15 protein-coding genes and 1 pseudogene are annotated in these 18,901 nt (G+C 39.6%); 6 read left to right on the plus strand and 10 right to left on the minus strand.

Translation table 11 applies throughout. The annotated features are described in order from the left end of the window. Positions 1-164: 164 nt before the first annotated feature. The 3 genes from nirD to B9T33_RS04495 are packed head-to-tail and all read right to left on the minus strand — an operon-like array spanning position 165 to position 5,739. Complete coding sequence (gene nirD, locus B9T33_RS04485) at positions 165-1,775, minus strand: nitrite reductase small subunit NirD (protein WP_086177756.1); 1,611 nt, start codon at positions 1,773-1,775, stop codon at positions 165-167. Positions 1,776-1,795: 20 nt separating this feature from the next. Beyond that, positions 1,796-4,342 carry a nitrite reductase large subunit NirB gene (gene nirB, locus B9T33_RS04490; RefSeq protein WP_086177757.1) on the minus strand — a complete coding sequence of 849 codons (2,547 nt, stop codon included), beginning with the start codon at positions 4,340-4,342 and terminating at the stop codon, positions 1,796-1,798. A 47-nt stretch (positions 4,343-4,389) separates the two neighbouring features. Next, a complete protein-coding gene (locus B9T33_RS04495; RefSeq protein ID WP_086177758.1) occupies positions 4,390-5,739 on the minus strand; it encodes an MFS transporter in 1,350 nt (449 codons plus the stop codon). A gap of 444 nt (positions 5,740-6,183) precedes the next feature. On the opposite strand from B9T33_RS04495, the gene B9T33_RS04500 reads away from it, so the two are divergent. The 3 genes from B9T33_RS04500 to B9T33_RS04510 all read left to right on the plus strand — a co-directional run bounded on the left by B9T33_RS04500 (position 6,184) and on the right by B9T33_RS04510 (position 10,085). Then, positions 6,184-6,771: an ANTAR domain-containing response regulator gene (locus tag B9T33_RS04500; RefSeq protein WP_086177759.1), complete on the plus strand. Its 588-nt coding sequence runs from the start codon at positions 6,184-6,186 to the stop codon at positions 6,769-6,771. 3 nt (positions 6,772-6,774) lie between these two features. Then, positions 6,775-7,752, plus strand: a complete 978-nt coding sequence (locus B9T33_RS04505) for an ABC transporter substrate-binding protein (protein WP_086177760.1) — start codon at positions 6,775-6,777, stop codon at positions 7,750-7,752. A gap of 230 nt (positions 7,753-7,982) precedes the next feature. Further along, complete coding sequence (locus B9T33_RS04510) at positions 7,983-10,085, plus strand: TonB-dependent receptor plug domain-containing protein (protein ID WP_086177761.1); 2,103 nt, start codon at positions 7,983-7,985, stop codon at positions 10,083-10,085. 74 nt (positions 10,086-10,159) lie between these two features. Here the strand turns inward: B9T33_RS04510 and B9T33_RS04515 are convergent, their stop codons facing one another. Further along, complete coding sequence (locus B9T33_RS04515) at positions 10,160-10,435, minus strand: hypothetical protein (RefSeq protein ID WP_086177762.1); 276 nt, start codon at positions 10,433-10,435, stop codon at positions 10,160-10,162. Between the two features lie 339 nt (positions 10,436-10,774). Between B9T33_RS04515 and B9T33_RS04520 the strand changes: the two genes are divergently transcribed. Both B9T33_RS04520 and B9T33_RS04525 read left to right on the plus strand, forming a co-directional pair. Continuing rightward, entirely contained in the window at positions 10,775-11,485 is a 711-nt protein-coding gene (locus B9T33_RS04520; protein WP_086177763.1) for a glutamine amidotransferase, read from the plus strand. Positions 11,486-11,547: 62 nt separating this feature from the next. After that, positions 11,548-12,177: a LysE family transporter gene (locus B9T33_RS04525; protein ID WP_086177764.1), complete on the plus strand. Its 630-nt coding sequence runs from the start codon at positions 11,548-11,550 to the stop codon at positions 12,175-12,177. Positions 12,178-12,269: 92 nt separating this feature from the next. On the opposite strand, the gene B9T33_RS04530 is transcribed toward B9T33_RS04525, so the two are convergent. The 6 genes and pseudogenes from B9T33_RS04530 to B9T33_RS16670 all read right to left on the minus strand — a co-directional run. Further along, positions 12,270-12,866: a YceI family protein gene (locus tag B9T33_RS04530; RefSeq protein ID WP_086177765.1), complete on the minus strand. Its 597-nt coding sequence runs from the start codon at positions 12,864-12,866 to the stop codon at positions 12,270-12,272. A gap of 194 nt (positions 12,867-13,060) precedes the next feature. Next, a complete protein-coding gene (locus B9T33_RS04535) occupies positions 13,061-13,507 on the minus strand; it encodes a GNAT family N-acetyltransferase (RefSeq protein ID WP_086177766.1) in 447 nt (148 codons plus the stop codon). Positions 13,508-14,038: 531 nt separating this feature from the next. Then, positions 14,039-14,254, minus strand: a complete 216-nt coding sequence (locus B9T33_RS04540) for a hypothetical protein (RefSeq protein ID WP_086177767.1) — start codon at positions 14,252-14,254, stop codon at positions 14,039-14,041. Between the two features lie 204 nt (positions 14,255-14,458). Further along, positions 14,459-16,447 carry a transketolase gene (gene tkt, locus B9T33_RS04545; RefSeq protein ID WP_086177768.1) on the minus strand — a complete coding sequence of 663 codons (1,989 nt, stop codon included), beginning with the start codon at positions 16,445-16,447 and terminating at the stop codon, positions 14,459-14,461. A 399-nt stretch (positions 16,448-16,846) separates the two neighbouring features. Continuing rightward, positions 16,847-17,143, minus strand: coding sequence for a pilin (locus B9T33_RS04550; RefSeq protein ID WP_228145784.1), 297 nt, complete (start codon positions 17,141-17,143; stop codon positions 16,847-16,849). A gap of 47 nt (positions 17,144-17,190) precedes the next feature. After that, positions 17,191-17,272 (minus strand): annotated as a pseudogene (locus B9T33_RS16670) (prepilin-type N-terminal cleavage/methylation domain-containing protein); the annotation flags it as partial. A 426-nt stretch (positions 17,273-17,698) separates the two neighbouring features. Between B9T33_RS16670 and metK the strand changes: the two are divergent. After that, positions 17,699-18,865 carry a methionine adenosyltransferase gene (gene metK, locus B9T33_RS04555; RefSeq protein ID WP_086177770.1) on the plus strand — a complete coding sequence of 389 codons (1,167 nt, stop codon included), beginning with the start codon at positions 17,699-17,701 and terminating at the stop codon, positions 18,863-18,865. Positions 18,866-18,901 lie beyond the last annotated feature (36 nt).

The following is an 18,901-nucleotide window of genomic DNA, read 5'->3' on the forward strand; positions in this document are numbered from 1 at the left end:
TTAATAAAAGATTTCTTGCATAAGTCGATTTTTAATCAAGACTTAATTCACAAAGGAAGTCCCCCTCCTTTTAAGGAGGGGGCTAGGGAGAGGATTGATATGAAAATGCCCCTCATCCTAACCTTCTCCCTGAGGGAGAAGGAACTTTCAAAAATAAAGACGCATCAGCCTGCTTTCTTTAAAGCAAAATCTTTACCAAACAGTAATTTATTTCGAATAGACGAAATTGAGCTTTGATCTGCAATCAGTTCTGAATACCATGCACCATCATCAGTATCGCCAAATAAAACCGCACCGATGACCTTATCTTTCTGAATAATAATGCGTTTATAAATCTGACGTTTTTCATCATTTAAAACAATGTCTTCAAAATCATCTAATGGTTCAAAGTTTCCAGCTGAAAATACATCACAACCACTCACCTTAAGCTGAGTCGGTACAGTCGGTGCTTTGAAGGTCAGGCTGCCATGCTCAGCCAAATGCGATGCACAAATGAAAGCTTGCCCCCAAAGCGGTTCAACCAAACCAAAAGTTTGATTTCGATGTTCAATACATTCACCAACAGCATAAATACTTGGGTCATAAGTTTGCATGGTGTCATTGACCAACACGCCGCGGTTACAACGTAGGCCCGCACTTTGTGCCAATGCCATATTCGGACGAATCCCCACAGCAAAGACCACTAGATCTGCATCCAGTACTGTGCCATCTTTTAAATGCACAGATTTCACATGACCATCTTCACCAATTAAACTTTCGGTATTGGCCTCAGTAATAATACGAATGCCCTTTTGCTCAATCGATTTTTTTAGCATATGACTGGCTTTAGCATCCAATTGACGGTCCATAATGCGATCCATCAAATGCAATACCGTGACATTCATACCACGCTGTTTTAAGCCATAAGCTGCTTCTAATCCCAACAGTCCACCGCCAATTACGACTGCATTTTTCGCACGTTTAGCCATATCCAGCATTGTGTTCACATCGTAAATATCACGAAAACTCAGCACACCTTTTAAATCTGAACCTGAGATTGGCGGTACAAAAGGCTTTGAGCCTGTGGCTAATATTAAACGGTCGTAATCGACCACAATGCCCGTTTCGGTATACACCTGTTTGCGAGGACGGTCGATGCGTACTGCCCGATCACCAGCAATAAAATGAATGCCTTTGTCTGCATACCACGCAGGCGGATGCAGCATAATATCTTCAATGGTTTTATCACCAGAAAGCACTGGAGACAGCATAATACGGTTGTAATTCCCCCAAGGCTCTTCACCAATCACGGTAATCTCATAACGTTCGGGTGCCATATCCAGCAAATCTTCTAAGCAGCGCATACCTGCCAACCCATTACCAATCAGCACCAGCTTCATTTTTTCCTGTGCTAATCCATTGTTGGTGATATAGGTTTTTTGCGCGGTTGGGCTGACAAAAACTTTGCCTTGTTCAATCTTGCTTGGAAACACTAACAATTTTTGCTCTTTGTCTTCCAAGCAGCGCCCTGTCGCTAGACTAAAGTGCTGTTTATAAATAGGTGACGCCACCACACGTTCGCCCTGTAGATCACCCACAATACCGCGCGACATTACAAAGGCTTTGCTGAATGGGTCTTGATTGCTGAGCGCATAGACGCGTTTTTCTGAACCAACACGGAAAATAGCAATTTGTTGATTTTCAATGAGTGCTCCAACACCTGTATTAGGCGTAATATCATCTAATGCACAGATTTCGACCCAGTCCAGTTCATTCATTTCTTTTAAAATTGTCATGTTCATTATCCTTATTCTATTTACGCTTCTACCACTGGAATACGGCTACCATCACGTTCTGCCTCATTTTTAGGGCGAATTTGACCGCGCACCGAAGCAAATTGAATATGCGGATCATTTTGCTGTTCAGCTTTGGCATTCACAAAAGTGACAAAGCGTTTACGCACTTCTGGGTCTTCAACCGCAGTGCGCCATTCATCTTGATACGTCCCGACCACATGGCTCATGCGACGTTCTAATTCGGCCGCGACACCTAAAGAATCATGTACAACAACATCTTTTAAATAATCTAAACCGCCTTCCATATTGTCGCGCCACACAGAAGTCCGTTGTAGACGATCCGCAGTTTGGATGTAAAACATAAAGAATCGGTCGATATATTTGATTAAAGTTTGTGTGTCTAAATCAGATGCTAAAAGCTCTGCATGACGTGGTTTCATGCCGCCGTTGCCGCATACATAGAGGTTCCAGCCTTTTTCTGTGGCAATCACGCCCACATCTTTACTTTGTGCTTCTGCGCATTCACGGGTACAGCCAGACACTGCCATTTTTAATTTATGCGGTGAACGCAGTCCTTTGTACCGATTTTCAAGAAAGATCGCTAAACCCACTGAATCATCTACGCCATAACGGCACCAAGTACTGCCAACGCAAGATTTCACAGTCCGCAATGACTTACCGTATGCATGCCCTGATTCAAAGCCAGCTGCAATTAACTTTTCCCAAATTTCAGGCAATTGATGTACTTGCGCACCCAACATGTCTACACGCTGACCACCCGTTAATTTGGTATATAGGCCATATTCTTTCGCAATCTGACCCACTGCAATTAAACCGTCTGGGGTAACTTCACCACCTGCCATACGTGGTACAACAGAATAAGAACCATCTTTTTGAATATTGCCCAAGTAGTAGTCATTGCTGTCTTGCAGGCCTGCATGACTTGGTTTCAGCACAAAATCATTCCAACAGGAAGCCAAAATATTAGCTGCCGTTGGTTTACAGATATCACAGCCCAGACCATGACCATGCTGCTGAATCAAGTCATCAAAAGTTTTGATTTCATTGACCCGTACCAAGTGATACAGCTCTTGACGTGAATAAGCAAAATGCTCACACAGATGGTTATTCACCGTTACGCCTTGGCGTTGTAGTTCCGATTTTAAAACTTGTGTCACTAATGGCGCACAGCCACCGCATGCACTTGCAGCTTTGGTGCATTTTTTAAGTGCTCCAAGTGATGTTGAACCGCCAGCAATCGCTTCGCAAATATCTGCCTTAGAGACGTTATTGCATGAACAAATCGTAGCGCTGTCAGGCAGCAAATCCACACCACTACCACCTGCTTTTGCAGAAGATTGCTCAAATCCCGGCATGATTAAACTTTCAGGATTTTCTGGTACAGCCAATCCATTCAGCATCATTTGCAATAGATCGTTATATTCTTTAGCACATCCAACCAAGACAGCACCGAGCAATTTGGTTTTTGCGGCATCTACCACAATCTTTTTATATACTTGCGCAGCTTCATCAGCATAAAAATAGCTAAGCGAATTTGGCGTCATCGCATGTGCATCACCAACGGATGCCACATCTACACCCATCAATTTCAGCTTGGTGCTCATATCTGCACCTGCAAACTCAGTACAGCTTTGTTCCATCACATGTTTGGCTGCAATGCGCGCCATGTCATAACCCGGTGCAACCAACCCATAAATTTTATTTTGCCAAAGCGCACATTCGCCAATGGCATAAATATCTGGGTTTGAGGTTTGGCAGTAATCATTAATAGCAATACCGCCACGCTCACCAATCGATAAACCGCTTTGACGTGCAAGTTCATCACGTGGACGAATACCCGCTGAGAACAAAATAATGTCGGTTTCTAACTCTGAACCATCACCAAACTTCATAACATGCTTCGCATTTGCGCCATCTTCAATACAAGACGTGGCTTTTTGCGTATGAACTTTCACCCCTAGATTTTCAATTTTTGAACGTAAAACTTTACCGCCCAAATCATCAATCTGTACTGCCATTAAACGTGGCGCAAACTCTACAACATGCGTTTCTAAATTTAAGTCGCGTAAGGCTTTGGCAGCTTCTAAACCAAGTAATCCACCACCAATCACCACACCCGTTTTAGCATTTAAACTTGCAGCGCGAATTGCATCTAAATCGTCAATAGTACGGTAAACAAAACAGTTTTCTCGCTCATTACCCGGAATCGGTGGCACAAAAGCATAAGAACCTGTAGCAAGAATCAGTTTGTCATAGGCAAGAACATCACCATGATTGGTCGTAACCGTTTTATTCACTTGATCTATTTCAATAGCTTTGGTGCTTAGACGTAAATCAATGCCATAAGCATCCGCAAAGTCACTGCGGCATAGCGTTAAATCCTTTGCCGATTTTCCGCTGAAATATTCAGTCAAATGTACACGGTCATAGGCTAAACGAGGTTCTTCCGCCAAAATAGTGATTTCAACCTCATCGCCTGCATGTTCTAAAACCGATTCGATAAACTTATGGCCGACCATGCCATGGCCAATCATGATAATTTTCATATTCTTTCTCCAAATTCTGTGCTTATGTAGGCTGATTCTTTAGGCTTTTAGTTTTGTGCTTCAGCCAAACGGCGTTCATTCACCGCTTGTTCAAACAAACGTTGCTCTTTTTCTTTATGCTCGACAGAGAAGCGAATCATCAGGACACAACTTGCTGCAATCACCACTAAACCGCCTAACACCATCAAAGTCGTTTGAATATCCAACATACCTTTGAGTAAAAAACCTGCTGCCACTGCACCGACGTTACCGCCCGCACCAATAATTCCAGCTACACCGCCCAAAGCATCACGGTCGATAAATGGCACCAAGGCATAAGTTGCACCGCACGCCATATGGGTAAATAAGGCAAATACAGTCATAGCAAGGATGGCTAAAATTGGCGTGTGCATTTGTGAGAACACAATCAGGAATAGCCCTTCAAGCAAGATCATGGCAAATAAGACTTTTGTACGGCCATCCAGCCCTTTTTTAGTTGCCACTTTATCTGAAACAATGCCACCAAGCGCACGAGCAAATAGTGCCAACAAGCCAAAGATCCCTGCAGCCATGCCTGCTTCTTTTAAGCCAAATTGGAAATTGTCGACGTAGTAAAGTGCAATGATGTTATGAATGAAGATTTCAATACCAAAACATGCAGCATAAGCACCAAATAAAATCCATACACGGTAATTTCGTGCTGCGTGCATTAATATCGCTACACCGCCTTTCTTATCAGAACCAACAGCAATGCCTTGCTCACGCAGTTCTTTAAAATCACCTTGCGGGCAATCTTGTGTAAATTTCCAATATAAAGCGCCGACAATCAGCATCATTACACCCGGAACAATCAGCGCAATGCGCCAGCCCATCGCTTGCTCAACACCAAACATCACCAAAGCGCCTAGCATTAATGGCATTAGGGCTTGAGTCGCGCCGCCGCCTGCATTACCCCATCCCGCAGTTGCAGCATTTGCTGTTCCAACTACATTTGGTGCAAACATAATGCTGGTGTGATATTGCGTAATCACAAAACTTGCGCCAATCGCACCAATCAGCAAGCGGAAAAATAGAAAAGATTCATAACTATTTGCGGAAGCTACACCAAAAACAGGAATACTGCCGATAATTAATAAAGCGGTATAGGTTTTACGCGGGCCATATTTGTCGCAAAGCGGCCCAACAATTAAACGAACTAGAATTGTGATGGCAACGGCTGCAATATTAATATTGGCAATTTGATCTTTGGTTAAATTGAATTCACCCGCAATCACAGGCATTAATGGTGCGCAAGCAAACCATGCAAAGAAACAAACAAAGAATGCGAGCCAACTCATGTGGAAGGCCCGCATTGCTGCTGAAGTAAAATTAAATAGACTTATTTTTGTCGCTTTTTTAGCATTTAAATTTGAAGACATAACCATCTCCTGACTGAACTGAACGCATTAGATACCCTGCTATGTCGCTAACACATTGCAGAGTGGATCAGAACGGACGTCGTTGGCCGTCTTACAAATTTTTAGAGTCTTCTTTGACTCACTATGTATTAAGCATTTCTCGTGCCAATATCATATCAACAATGCAATAAACAGATTTTATTAATTTAAAATTAGCAACTTATGTCAAAACTCAGTTTATTTAAAATATTTACCGATCCGTTTTATAAATTGAATTGGTCATTTATGTGCAGCCCCAAAATGTATTGCACAATGAAAGTGCACACTATTGCGGAACAACAATATCCAAGCTGATAACACCTGTTTATTCTGTAAAAAATTCTGCTTATATCCAGTTCATTTTGGCACTTTATTTGCTTTGGCTTATTTATACGTATTTGTTTTTTGCTCTGCCTGAGCTTTCACATGCCAAAACTAAGAATTGCTTTAATTGATGATGATCAAGAACGTGCTGATTTCATCAAAGCCTCATTACTACAGCACGACTTTGATGTGGTTGCCTGCCTGATGATTGACCATTTAAATATGGCTTATCTACAGCAAATTACAGCAGATGTCATTTTATTGGATATGGAACATCCTCATCGCGATGTTATTGAAAGTTGTGTCACTCAATTTGATTTACCGACTGTGCTTTTCACCAAAAATTCGAGTCAAGACACCATCCGAAATGCGATTGATGCAGGTGTGACTGCCTATATTGTTGATGGTATCGACCCGACCCGACTCAATAGCATTCTAGACATTTCGATTGAACAATATAAAAAGCATAAAAAACTGTTAAATGACTTGGCTGAGACAAAATGCAAACTCGCTGATCGCAAAGACATTGAAAAAGCCAAAGTGCTGCTGATTCAAATGCATTCATTAACGGAAGAACAAGCCTTTGGTTTATTACGTAAAAATGCCATGAGCCATCGTATGACCATGGGTGAAATGGCAAGACGATTATTAGACGCTCAAGCCCTATTACAATCACAATTTAAGGAATAAGCCATGTCCGCACTTGAAAAAACCGATCTACAGCTTGGCTACATTCCTTTACTCGACTGCGTGGCCATCCTCTGGGCGAATCATCAGGGATATTTTGAGCAACAAGGTTTAAATGTTGAATTGATCAAAGAGGCCTCTTGGGCGAGCCTCCGAGATCGACTGGCTTTTGGTTTTTTAGATGCAGCTCATTGCTTGTCTGCCATGCTGCCTGCTGCGGCTCTAGGTGAAGATCAATTGGGTGTCCCTCTTCAAACCCCTCTGGTGCTCAGTACCAATCGCGCATTTATCAGTTTATCGCAACAGCTTAGTCATAAATTAAATATTGGCATTGATACTCCAACGCAAGCTGCCAGCAAAATATGTAAAGCCATTAATTCTGGTGAAAATATTCGTTTTGCCCACGTCTTTAAACACTCGATTCATCATTTTTGCTTACGTGAATGGCTTGCACTCGCAGATGAAACCACCGCAAAATCTGTAAAATTACTCACTGTCCCGCCGCCTTTCATGGTGGATGCATTGATCAATCATTCTATTGATGGTTACTGTGTTGGTGAGCCATGGAATACTCAAGGCGAAATTTTCGGAATTAGTCAAATCATTGCGCAAAGTTCAGATATCATCCCACCAGTTGCCGACAAAGTTTTAGCATTTACTCAAGATTGGGCACAACAACACCCAAACACTTTAAGCGCACTTATTCAAGCGATAAAAAAAGCACAAAATGAACTAAAACATTTGGAAGATTATGCTGAAGTTTGGGCGATGTTAATGGACTATGACATTATCCGTTTTGAATGTTCCAATGAACGTCATGTTAAAAAGTATTACGCTATTCAACACATTATTCGAAATTTTATTGAGGATGATGGCACCCCAAAATTATCGGACATGCAATGGATTTTCTCCCAAATGCAAAAATGGCTCAATACCGAACAAATTGATCATATTGAAGAGCTTTGTAGGCGCTGCATCGTATAGTCATTAATGGATTTAAAAATAAATTTAGTTTTTTCAATTCAACTTGGTACTAAATATATCCAACTACAGAAGCATTACATTTCATTTTTGATTTAATAATTTACAGCAAACACTTATTATTTATATGGATTTATACTCCAAAATATTTTATCCGACCTCCTTATTTCCACAATATTTCTCCATATTTATAGGTTAATCTTGCCACAAAATTACATTTGGATAACCAAATAATGCAAGGCGTGCGCACTCCATTAAAGCTAACAACTCTCAGTTATGCCTTATTGACTCTAAGTTCTACAGTTTGGGCAGCAGAGAGTGTATCCACTTCAACAGAACAGCCACAATCTGATGTGCAGCAAATGGAAGCCATCACCTTTGAAGTGCCTGCTGCTCCATTCAAACCGAAAGATCCCGATATCAGTGCCGTTGCAAAAACCATTGTAACTCGAGATGAAATGTTAAAGTTTGGTGATCAGTCGATAAGTGATGCGTTACGTCGTGCAGCTGGTTTCCAAATGCCAGGTCAAGGCCCACGTGGTGCAGGCGGCTCTGGTGGCATGCGTTTTCGTGGTGGCGGAGCACCTGTATTCTTAATCAACGGTGAACCTGTGCAAGGTGGTCCACGTGGTGGAATGTCTGTCGTGGATAGCATCACACCAGAAATGATTGAGCGCATTGAAATTACAAAACAACCGAGTGTTGCGCAAGCTTCAGTCGCGTCTTCTGCTGTCATTAATATTATTTTAAAAGAACCACTAAATGGCACACGTTTAAGTGGTTCTTTTCGTGCAGGCTATGGTTTAGCAAAATCCAACACACGTGAAGAAGAACGTACCAGTTTGAATTTCCAAATGGATGGTCGTTCAGATCCTTGGATTTACAGCCTATCTGGCAACCAGATGTGGAATGATTCAACCTCAGTTACTCGTACCCAAGATGCGACAGGCACAAATAAGTCACAAAAGCGTATAAACGATCGAACTTCGCAGATGCTTACACCACGTGTGGAATATCAACTGGATGATCAGCAAAAGCTGGTTGCAGAAATGTTCTACCGCAACAATGAAAATGAAGGCTCAAGCGGCTCTCAAGTTCAAAAAGATAAAAATGACAGTTTTCGTTTAAACACACGCTATGAACGTAAAGACAAGGGTGACTCGGATAAAGTTCGAGTATCTATTGAACAGCAAAATGAGTCCGAATTAACCCAATCACCTCGACTACAATCTTATATCGATGAACAAATTAATGAATATGGATTTGCATACGATGGTGTACGTAAACTAGATGCAAAAAAACAAATCAAGTTTGGTACTGACCTGCGTGCGAGTGAACTTGAAAGCAACATTACTGAAACCCTTGATGAACGTACCTATGCTGCCTATGTTGAAGGCAGCTGGAAATATACCGACAGACAAACACTGACTTTGGGTGTACGCCAAGAATGGTTAGATCGATCAGGTCTGGTCGATTATCAAGATCAACACCTCAGTCCAGTCTTGGCACATCGTTTTGATTTTGATGAACATTGGTCATTACAAACCAACCTCAGCCAAGCTTATAAAAACCCACGTAGTAATCAGCTGATGCCGACCATTTCAGTATCAACAGATAGTGACTCTGGTAGTTTAAATAACCCAGACCGCGGTGGTAATGCAAACTTAAAACCTGAAAAAATCAATGCCTATGAAACGACCTTAGGCTACAACACCCCAGCTGGCGGTGTAAATATCACGGGTTTCTACCGTGAGATTAACGACTATATTGAAAAATCAATTCAATATGAAAATGCTTCTGGTAGTGCATGTCAAACAGGTGATTCAAACTGTCGTTATGTGGAACGTCCATACAACCAAGACAATGCAACCACTTACGGGGTTGAAATTGCAGGTCGTTATGCTTTGAAGCAAACAGAAAATGGACATTCATTTATGTTGAATGCACAGCTCTCTACTGTACGCGCCAAAATTGAAGAAGATAATGGCTTAGAACGACTTGCCAGTGATGTTGCACCTTATAGTGCAAGTGCTGGTTTGTCTTATAACTACCAACCGTGGCGTATTGCCAGCAGTGTTAACTTAAATTACACCCCTGAATATACGCGTGCTTTAAGCAATGAGCCGTATAACCGTACCAGTAATGAACGGGTAAATATGGATCTAAGCTTAACTAAACGCTTTGACCAAGATTGGTCTGCATCGATCAACGCGCGCAACATTCTGAGTACCGACTATAAAGAAGTGCTAAGAGAACGTGATACAGGAAAACTTTATCAATCTCGTATAAATGAGGCGATTCCAAGTTTCATGTTCACTGTTGAGAAAAAATTCTAAAACAAGCGTAGTAGAATAAAAAAACCGATACAGAGGTATCGGTTTTTTTATTGTTAGTTATTCAAAGTTAAATATTACTTTTCTATTTCTTTCAGCAACTTAGCCACCTTTAGGGTGTGCTCTTTTTTGCCTTTTTTCTCTAAAACCTTTTGCTCAATCCACCATAAGTATTCAAAAATCTCTGATTCACTTGAATTTTCTCGAATTAATTTAAATACATTGGGTAAGTAATCTTCATATTCATCACGCATTGAAGGTATACGTCGAATACCTAAAGGATCCCACTCCTTCAAAAGTATTTTATGTATCGCATGCAATAAGCTCGCATCTCGATTGTGTTTAGACTCCATATAAGTTCCCTAGCTTATATTTTTTAGTTTCAAAATCATTTATATGGTTATATTGTTTTAAATACGAAAATAGACAGACTTCATTTTCGAAGTTTTCATCATACCCATCTATTAAAGCTTTTCCATTGGTTTTTAATATTTTTTTTATTTCTATGACTTTCTTACAATATCTTTCATTTATTTTTTCTCATATTTAGCGCAAAAAGCATAGGATTTAATTCATTCGTCGAATCCTATTTTCAAAATCTAATGTCTAAGGTAAATAGTTGTATTTTTAACTTCATAGATTCTAATTTTCAGGCTACATTTATCTCCAACCTTTATAAACTCCATATCCATATGACCACTGTGCTCCCCGATACAATTTATGCCATTCAACATCTCGCATTTGAAGATTTAGGATCTTTAGAAGATGTGATTTACCAATTGGGTTATCGAGTGCGTTATTTTGAAGCCGGTGTTGATGACCTCAGCAAGGCCATGCAACACACAGGTTTGGTGATTATATTGGGTGGGCCCATTGGCATTTATGAAACTGAGGACTACCCATTCTTACAAAAAGAAATAGACTTACTCAAAGTACGTTTGGAAAATAATTTACCCACTTTAGGGATATGTTTGGGCGCGCAATTGATTGCACACGCACTCGATGCCAAAGTGTATGCGGGACATAGTAAAGAAATTGGCTGGAGTGAGTTACAACTTGCAAATGTGACTGAAAATATTTTAGCGCCGCTGGCAGAAGTTCCTGTATTACATTGGCATGGTGATACTTTTGATCTACCTGAAAATTCAACTCTTTTAGCAAGCTCAACGGTCTATCCTAATCAAGCATTTAGTTATGGAAAGAATATCCTCGCTTTACAGTTCCATATAGAGGCTGAAGCGTATGCCATGGAAAAATGGTTCATTGGGCATACTTGTGAATTGCGTAAAGCTGACATACATATTCCTAGTTTACGCGCGGAAAGTCAGCAATATGCCCCGGCTTTGGCACAAGTTGTACCACAAATTTTACAGCAGTTTATACAACGACTTGATTGCAAATAATCTTTCTATTGCATTGTAAAAGGTTTATAAAGACAACAATCTAAGCTTTATCAGCCTTTTCAATGACACCTTTACTTAGTATTGCCCTTATTCATTTCTTCGCACTCATTAGCCCAGGCCCAGATTTTTTCTTTGTCACACAAAGTGCGATTCGTCAATCTCGAACCCATGCCCTGTGTGCAGCATTGGGTATTTCACTGAGCATTTTGGTTTGGTCTATTTGTGCAATCAGTGGCTTACATTTCCTTTTTCAAAAAATGGCATGGCTACAACAAGTTTTAATGATCTTAGGTGGACTCTACTTACTGTATTTAGGCTATCAATTATTAAAATCCGCTTTTCAAAAAAGTACAATTTCTGCTGTACATGAACCGTCAAACAACCTTACACAAAAATCGCATAGTAAAATTTTACTGCAAGGCTTTCTAACCAATATGGCAAATCCCAAAGCCTTGGTTTATTTCAGCAGTGTATTTTCTATTGGTATCAGCACGAATGTCAGTATTTTTGAGCAAAGCTCTTTATTGGCTTTAGTATTTGTTGAGAGTCTACTCTGGTTTTCTGCTGTTGCACTGGTCTTCTCTGCATCGAAAATCAATCATTATTATCAAAAAATTAGTAAAAAAATTGATGGGATTACAGGTGGGATCTTTATCAGTTTTGGAGCTTTGTTATTATTAAATCGTGACTAATATAGTGATTTAAGAATAGATTATTGTTAACTTCCAATATTAAAAAAGCACCCGTTTGGGTGCTTTCCTATTTCAGCTGAGGGAGATAAAACTTACTTGGCTGCTACTTTCGCCGCAGGAACAGCAGCTTCAGTGGTGATATTTACAGTAATTTTATCACCTACATTTGGCACATAAGCGCCCACACCAAATGCTGAACGGTTAAATGACGTTGTGGCATTAAAACCAATTGTTTCTGCTTTAGTCATTGGATGAACAGCTTGTTTATTTAATACGGCATCTAAAACGACAGGTTTAGTCACATTTTTAATGGTCAAATTACCTGTAATTTTGTATTTAGTTTTGCTGATTGCTTGTACTTTTGTACTTTTAAATGTGATGTTTGGATATTTTTCAGCATCAAAGAAATCAGCAGTTTTTAAATGCTCATCTAAAGCTTTAACGTTAGTATTTAGACTTGATAATGGAATAGTTACATTTACTGACGAGTTTGATGGTTTAGCATTATCAACATTAATCACACCTTGAATGTCACTAAAATTTGCTGAAGGTGTCGAAAAACCAAAATGGTTCCAGTTGAATACTGTCGCAGTGTGTGTCGGATCAATTTGATAAGCAACTGGTTTAGCCATGCTAAAAGTTGCCACTGATGCAACTGCCAAACCGATTGTTAATGCTTTAAAGTTCATGTTTTTATCTCACTTTTGAATATTTACAAGTCTATAGAATTCTGCAGAAAATACAGGATTAAAGATAAAACGTATTGTTCCATCTTTAGAACGATATCTATCTCATAAATGTCCTTACGAAATTCGATAAATATTTATGTGGCAGAATATGTAAATCCGATTTTTTAAATTTCATGTTTAAAAATAACGCGAGCTTACATCCGATATTGTATAAATCCTGTCTTTTTCGCTACACGGTCATAGAGCAACTTTGCAATTTCATTGGTTTCATGTGTCAGCCAATATACGCGGTCACATTTACGCGCCATGGCAATATCATAAACATGTTGAATCAGCTTTCGAGCAATGCCTTGACCACGGTATTCCTCTAAGGTGAATAAATCTTGTAAATAGGCATAAGGTTTAATGGTCCAGCAACTGTCATGCTCAATGATATGTACAATACCAACCACTTGATTATTTAATATCGCTGCAAAGCCATACATCTGTGGCACATCATGACTGACCAACTTATTCCACGTATTTTGACTGACATGTTCAGGAATATTTGCGTTATAAAATATTTGATAAGCCTGCCATAACGGCATCCACTGCTCTTTGCTGATATTTTGTAAAGGCTTAATTTCAATTGCGAGTGTCATTGCTTATCCTTCCCCCTATCTCTATTAGGCTTCGATCATTTTTTATTTATGAAAGAGATCTATCGTTTTTTCATAATACATTTATTGGTTATAACATTCTAAAAATTTGCTTTGAAAATATTCAAGCCAATATAAGTTTTCTTGCTCATCACAATTTTGACTTAAACCTAACATAAATACTTTTATTCTAAGAAAAAAATAATATTCACTTTCTTTAAACTGCAAACGATCAATTTCATTCCAATTCAATTGATTTAAATCTTCAAATAGAGTCTCTAATTCATGAGAATCATTTGATATCTTAATTTGTTTAATAAAATCATCAAAGAAAAGACAATGTATTCAACACATTTTCTAAAACTAAACAGAAAATCTAATGCTTTTATATTACTCGTTTTTGATTCTAATCCTATATTTTTAAAAACATGATGAAGCCAGTTCAGTTCATCCATCTTTATCCTACTTATCCATTGCTCATGACTATTTTTTAGATTATAAAAAGCCCATTATAGGGCTTTTTCTTTTTAGGATTTACAGCTTCTCAACCAAAATACGGTCAACTTGCTTTAAGCCTGTATGCTTCTCATGGTTTTTGCGACGTATCTTGATCACCTTATCTTCCTGCAAATCTTGCAACATCAGTTCTACAGCAACCATTTCTGCAAGTTCTAGGTCTGTACCAATCCACTTCTGTTCACCAGCATCCATCAAGACAATTTCTTCATTTATCTGATCGTAAAGGCTCATCATTTCCTCACTTGGGTCTTTATTTCACCCATGACTGAATACTGTATGAATTAAACCAATTTTAAACCTTTGATTTAATTCATTCGTTACAAATCGTTATTTATATAACTTCGCTGAATTGTTCAAAACTAAGCACTGGAAAATTCAGCAATAAAAAACGCCCCTTTTACTGGGGCGTCTTTATCTACAGTTAATCGCGAAGGATTAAGCTGTAATTTCTTTCACTGCAGCAACAACTGCATCAGCAGTAATGCCGAAGTGTTTGTACAAGTCTTTCGCTGGAGCAGATTCACCGTAAGTCGTCATACCGATTACGCGGCCATCAAGACCAACGAATTTCCACCAGTAATCTACATGTGCAGCTTCAACAGCAACACGAGCGCGGATATTTGATGGAAGAACTGCTTCACGGTAAGCCGCATCTTGTTTTACGAATTCTTCAGCACATGGCATAGAAACAACACGTACGCCGTCAAGTTGAGCGTAAGCATCCATTGCCAATGAAACTTCTGAACCAGTCGCAATGATGATTGCTTTTAATTCGCCTTTTTCTTCAGCCAATACATAACCACCTTTCGCAACGTCAGCAATTTGCTGAGCTGTACGTGTTTGGAATGGTAAGTTTTGACGAGAGAAGATTAACGCTGTAGGACCTTCTGAACGAAGTAGCGCAGATTTCCAAGAAATAGACGCTTCTACAGTGTCACATGGACGCCATGTATTTAGGTTTGGTGTACCACGTAAAGAGGCAATTTGTTCTACAGGTTGGTGTGTAGGACCATCTTCACCTAGACCGATTGAGTCATGGGTATAAACATGGATCACACGTTGTTTCATCAATGCAGACATACGTACTGCATTACGCGCATATTCCATGAACATTAAGAATGTTGCAACATAAGGAACGAAACCGCCATGCAGCGCTACACCATTCGCAATTGCAGTCATACCAAATTCACGTACGCCGTAGTGAACGTAGTTACCCGCTGGATTAGATTCAACGCCTTCCGCGCCTTTCCATAAAGTCAGGTTAGAACCTGCAAGGTCAGCAGAACCACCTAAAATTTCTGGAAGTTGTGGTGCAAATGCTTGAATGGCATTTTGGCTTGCTTTACGTGTTGCAATGGTTTCTTCTTTTGCATTCACTTCTGCAATATAAGCATCAGCTTTAGCAACGAAGTCTGCAGGAAGATCACCAGCAAGACGACGTTTTAATTCAGCTGCTTCAGTTGGGTATTTAGCTGCATATGCTGCAAATACGTCATTCCAAGCAGATTCTGATTGAGTACCTTTCGCTTTAGCATCCCATGCAGCATATACGTCTGTAGGAATTTCAAATGGACCTTCAGTCCAGCCCAAAGCTTCACGAGTTAATGCAATTTCGTCATTACCTAGCGGCGCACCGTGGCAATCTTCTTTACCTTGTTTGTTTGGTGAGCCCAAACCAATCACTGTTTTACAGATAATTAATGTAGGTTTAGCAGTTTCAGCTTTTGCTTCAACAGTTGCAGCACGGATTGCATCAGCATCATGACCATCAACTTTAAGCACTTGCCAGCCGTAAGCTAGGAAACGCTGTTCTGTATCGTCTGAGAACCAACCTTCTACTTCACCGTCAATTGAGATGCCGTTGTCATCATAGTAAGCAATAAGTTTACCTAGACCTAAGGTACCCGCCAATGAACATGCTTCGTGTGAAACACCTTCCATTAAGCAACCATCGCCCAAGAAGCAGTAAGTGTTGTGATCAACAACTTTAATGTCTTCTTTGTTGAATTGAGCTGCTAAAGTTTTTTCAGCAAGTGCAAAACCAACAGCATTGGCAATACCTTGACCTAATGGACCAGTGGTAGTTTCGATACCAGGTGCATAACCAAGTTCTGGGTGACCTGGAGTTTTAGAGTGTAATTGACGGAAAGATTTTAAATCTTCAATTGAAAGTTCATAACCTGTTAAGTGCAATAGCGCATATTGCAACATAGAACCATGGCCGTTAGACAATACAAAACGGTCGCGGTTCGCCCATTGTGGGTTTGCAGGGTTGTGGTTTAGAAATTCACGCCATACCACATCAGCAATATCTGCCATCCCCATTGGAGCACCTGGATGTCCTGAATTTGCTTTTTGCACAGCATCCATTGCCAATACACGAATTGCGTTTGCAATACGACGTTCGTTAAGCGGGGTTGTCATAGGTCAGAGTCCAAACAAATGGTTTAAAGATTAAGATGAATAAGAATTCAAAGATGCGCATATTGTCTTAAAAAAAGCGGAATGGGTAAAGCCTCAAGGGCAATATTTCGCTAATAATTCCTACACCTTTTGTATTTTGGGCACAAATTACCCAACTTCAAGCCCAGAAGCCATGTTTATTTTATATACAGTAGTATTTCAATCTGTCCAAATGATGACGAAACTTAAAAGTGCTGGAATAAATAAAGTGAAAAATTGGATTAATGAAACAGACCGTATCAGATCCCTTAAATTTAATTTCTATCACATGCAAAGCAAGTATTCTTAAATAGGATTTTCTTAAAATTATGAGACCTTTAAAATACTCAACCTTATGGATAATTTTCAAAGCATTTTAATCTATATACCTTGACATGAGACAGGTAAATAACGCTGCGAAATGTCATTCGATTTACAGTTCCAAGCACCGTTTAAACCATCTGGAATACTGAAATAAATATTTTTTGAACGAAGTACGTAATTTACATTTGTTGCATTAAAAGTAAAAACTACGGAGCAGGTCCCTGCCACATCAGCAATTTCACTCTTAGCAATATATTTGGTACTGATACTTTCATTAAGTGCAATATTTAAGTCTGCACACGATTGCTCTTCAGAATATTGTTCGATTAACTTTAATTTATAAGGAGATATCATCCCGAGAACTTCTGCTACCTGCGCACGAGCGACATAACCATTATAAGAAACAGTTGCTATAGCCGCCAAAATTCCAATGATCGCCACCACAATCATGATTTCAATTAAAGTGAATCCTGCCTGCTTCATAGTTATACCCCCATATAACAATATGGAAATTTTGCAATTTTTATGCCAGCACATAAAAACCTTATAAATAAATACCTTACACCAGTTAAATAATGATAAATTCGTCTTTTAGTGACATTTATGGGCAATATGTCACATAATTAGACACCATAAAGATTATTCAAATAATTAAAATGAAAAGCATTCAACTCAAAATCAATCCATATCAATTGTAGAATTATCGAAATAATATATAAGTCGACAATACTGCGGCATAATTCAAAAAATTTGTGCTTTGTTATCTCATATCAATTTTTTAGATGCTTATATCAATTAAAAAGTAATGAAAATGAATTAAATTCACCCATTTTGGTCGTGTGATGCTAGTCCTCAAGTCAATCTCGATGTAACATATTGCGTCTTTTGAATTTAACTGTGATAGGACTTATGCGCGAGTACGCTGTATTTACCTCGGAATCTGTAAGCGAAGGCCATCCAGATAAAATGGCTGACCAAATCAGTGACGCTATTTTGGATGCAATCTTAAAAGAAGACCCTTATGCACGGGTTGCTTGTGAAACGCTTGTAAAAACAGGTGCTGTAGTACTTGCTGGTGAAATCACAACAACTGCCAACGTTGACTTTGAAGCAATCGTTCGCCATACCGTAAATGGCATTGGATATCATCATACTGACTTAGGTTTTGATGGTTCAACTTGTGCGGTCATTAACATGATCGGTAAGCAATCTCCTGAAATCGCTCAAGGCGTTGACCGTCAAAAACCCGAAGATCAGGGTGCTGGCGACCAAGGCTTAATGTTTGGTTATGCAAGCCGTGAAACTGATGTTTTAATGCCTGCCCCAATTTCATATGCTCACCGTTTAATGGAAAAGCAAGCAGAGTTACGTCGTGACGGCACTTTACCTTGGTTACGCCCAGATGCGAAAAGCCAAGTAACGTTTGCTTATGAAAATGGTGTACCTGTACGCTTAGATGCTGTTGTACTTTCTACCCAGCACGATCCAGAAATCTCTCAAGCAAACTTGAAAGAAGCTGTGATTGAAGAAATTGTGAAGAAAATTATTCCTGCTGAAATGTTCCATGCTGGTACTAAATTCCACATCAACCCAACTGGTCTATTCGTCATTGGCGGCCCTGTAGGTGACTGTGGTTTAACAGGTCGTAAAATCATTGTTGATACTTACGGCGGTATGGCGCGTCATGGCGGCGGTGCTTTCTCTGGTAAAGATCCATCGAAAGTTGACCGTTCAGCTGCATACGCTGGTCGTTATGTTGCTAAAAATATTGTGGCTGCTGGTCTTGCTGACAAATGTGAAATCCAAGTGTCTTATGCGATTGGTGTAGCAGAACCAACGTCAATTTCAATCAATACATTCAACACAGGTAAAGTGTCTGATGAACTGATTGTTCAATTGGTTCGTGAGCACTTTGACCTACGCCCATATGGCATTACCCGCATGTTGGATCTAATCCAGCCTATGTATAAGCAAACTGCTGCTTATGGTCACTTTGGCCGTGAAGGTTCAGACACTGCATTTACATGGGAAAAAACTGACAAAGTTGAAGCGCTTAAAGCATCTGCTGGCCTTTAATTTTTTAGTTGTTTCTTTAAAAAAGCCTGCACATTG

This window comes from Acinetobacter sp. ANC 5054, assembly GCF_002135295.1.
Lineage (GTDB): Bacteria > Pseudomonadota > Gammaproteobacteria > Pseudomonadales > Moraxellaceae > Acinetobacter.

What these genes read in the sequence shown, in the direction of transcription:
- nirD (WP_086177756.1), bottom strand. Translation starts at nt 1,775, where the DNA reads ATGACAATTTTAAAAGAAATGAATGAACTGGACTGGGTCGAAATCTGT.
- nirB (WP_086177757.1), bottom strand. Translation starts at nt 4,342, where the DNA reads ATGAAAATTATCATGATTGGCCATGGCATGGTCGGCCATAAGTTTATC.
- B9T33_RS04495 (WP_086177758.1), bottom strand. Translation starts at nt 5,739, where the DNA reads ATGTCTTCAAATTTAAATGCTAAAAAAGCGACAAAAATAAGTCTATTT.
- B9T33_RS04500 (WP_086177759.1), top strand. Translation starts at nt 6,184, where the DNA reads ATGCCAAAACTAAGAATTGCTTTAATTGATGATGATCAAGAACGTGCT.
- B9T33_RS04505 (WP_086177760.1), top strand. Translation starts at nt 6,775, where the DNA reads ATGTCCGCACTTGAAAAAACCGATCTACAGCTTGGCTACATTCCTTTA.
- B9T33_RS04510 (WP_086177761.1), top strand. Translation starts at nt 7,983, where the DNA reads ATGCAAGGCGTGCGCACTCCATTAAAGCTAACAACTCTCAGTTATGCC.
- B9T33_RS04515 (WP_086177762.1), bottom strand. Translation starts at nt 10,435, where the DNA reads ATGGAGTCTAAACACAATCGAGATGCGAGCTTATTGCATGCGATACAT.
- B9T33_RS04520 (WP_086177763.1), top strand. Translation starts at nt 10,775, where the DNA reads ATGACCACTGTGCTCCCCGATACAATTTATGCCATTCAACATCTCGCA.
- B9T33_RS04525 (WP_086177764.1), top strand. Translation starts at nt 11,548, where the DNA reads ATGACACCTTTACTTAGTATTGCCCTTATTCATTTCTTCGCACTCATT.
- B9T33_RS04530 (WP_086177765.1), bottom strand. Translation starts at nt 12,866, where the DNA reads ATGAACTTTAAAGCATTAACAATCGGTTTGGCAGTTGCATCAGTGGCA.
- B9T33_RS04535 (WP_086177766.1), bottom strand. Translation starts at nt 13,507, where the DNA reads ATGACACTCGCAATTGAAATTAAGCCTTTACAAAATATCAGCAAAGAG.
- B9T33_RS04540 (WP_086177767.1), bottom strand. Translation starts at nt 14,254, where the DNA reads ATGAGCCTTTACGATCAGATAAATGAAGAAATTGTCTTGATGGATGCT.
- tkt (WP_086177768.1), bottom strand. Translation starts at nt 16,447, where the DNA reads ATGACAACCCCGCTTAACGAACGTCGTATTGCAAACGCAATTCGTGTA.
- B9T33_RS04550 (WP_228145784.1), bottom strand. Translation starts at nt 17,143, where the DNA reads ATGATATCTCCTTATAAATTAAAGTTAATCGAACAATATTCTGAAGAG.
- metK (WP_086177770.1), top strand. Translation starts at nt 17,699, where the DNA reads ATGCGCGAGTACGCTGTATTTACCTCGGAATCTGTAAGCGAAGGCCAT.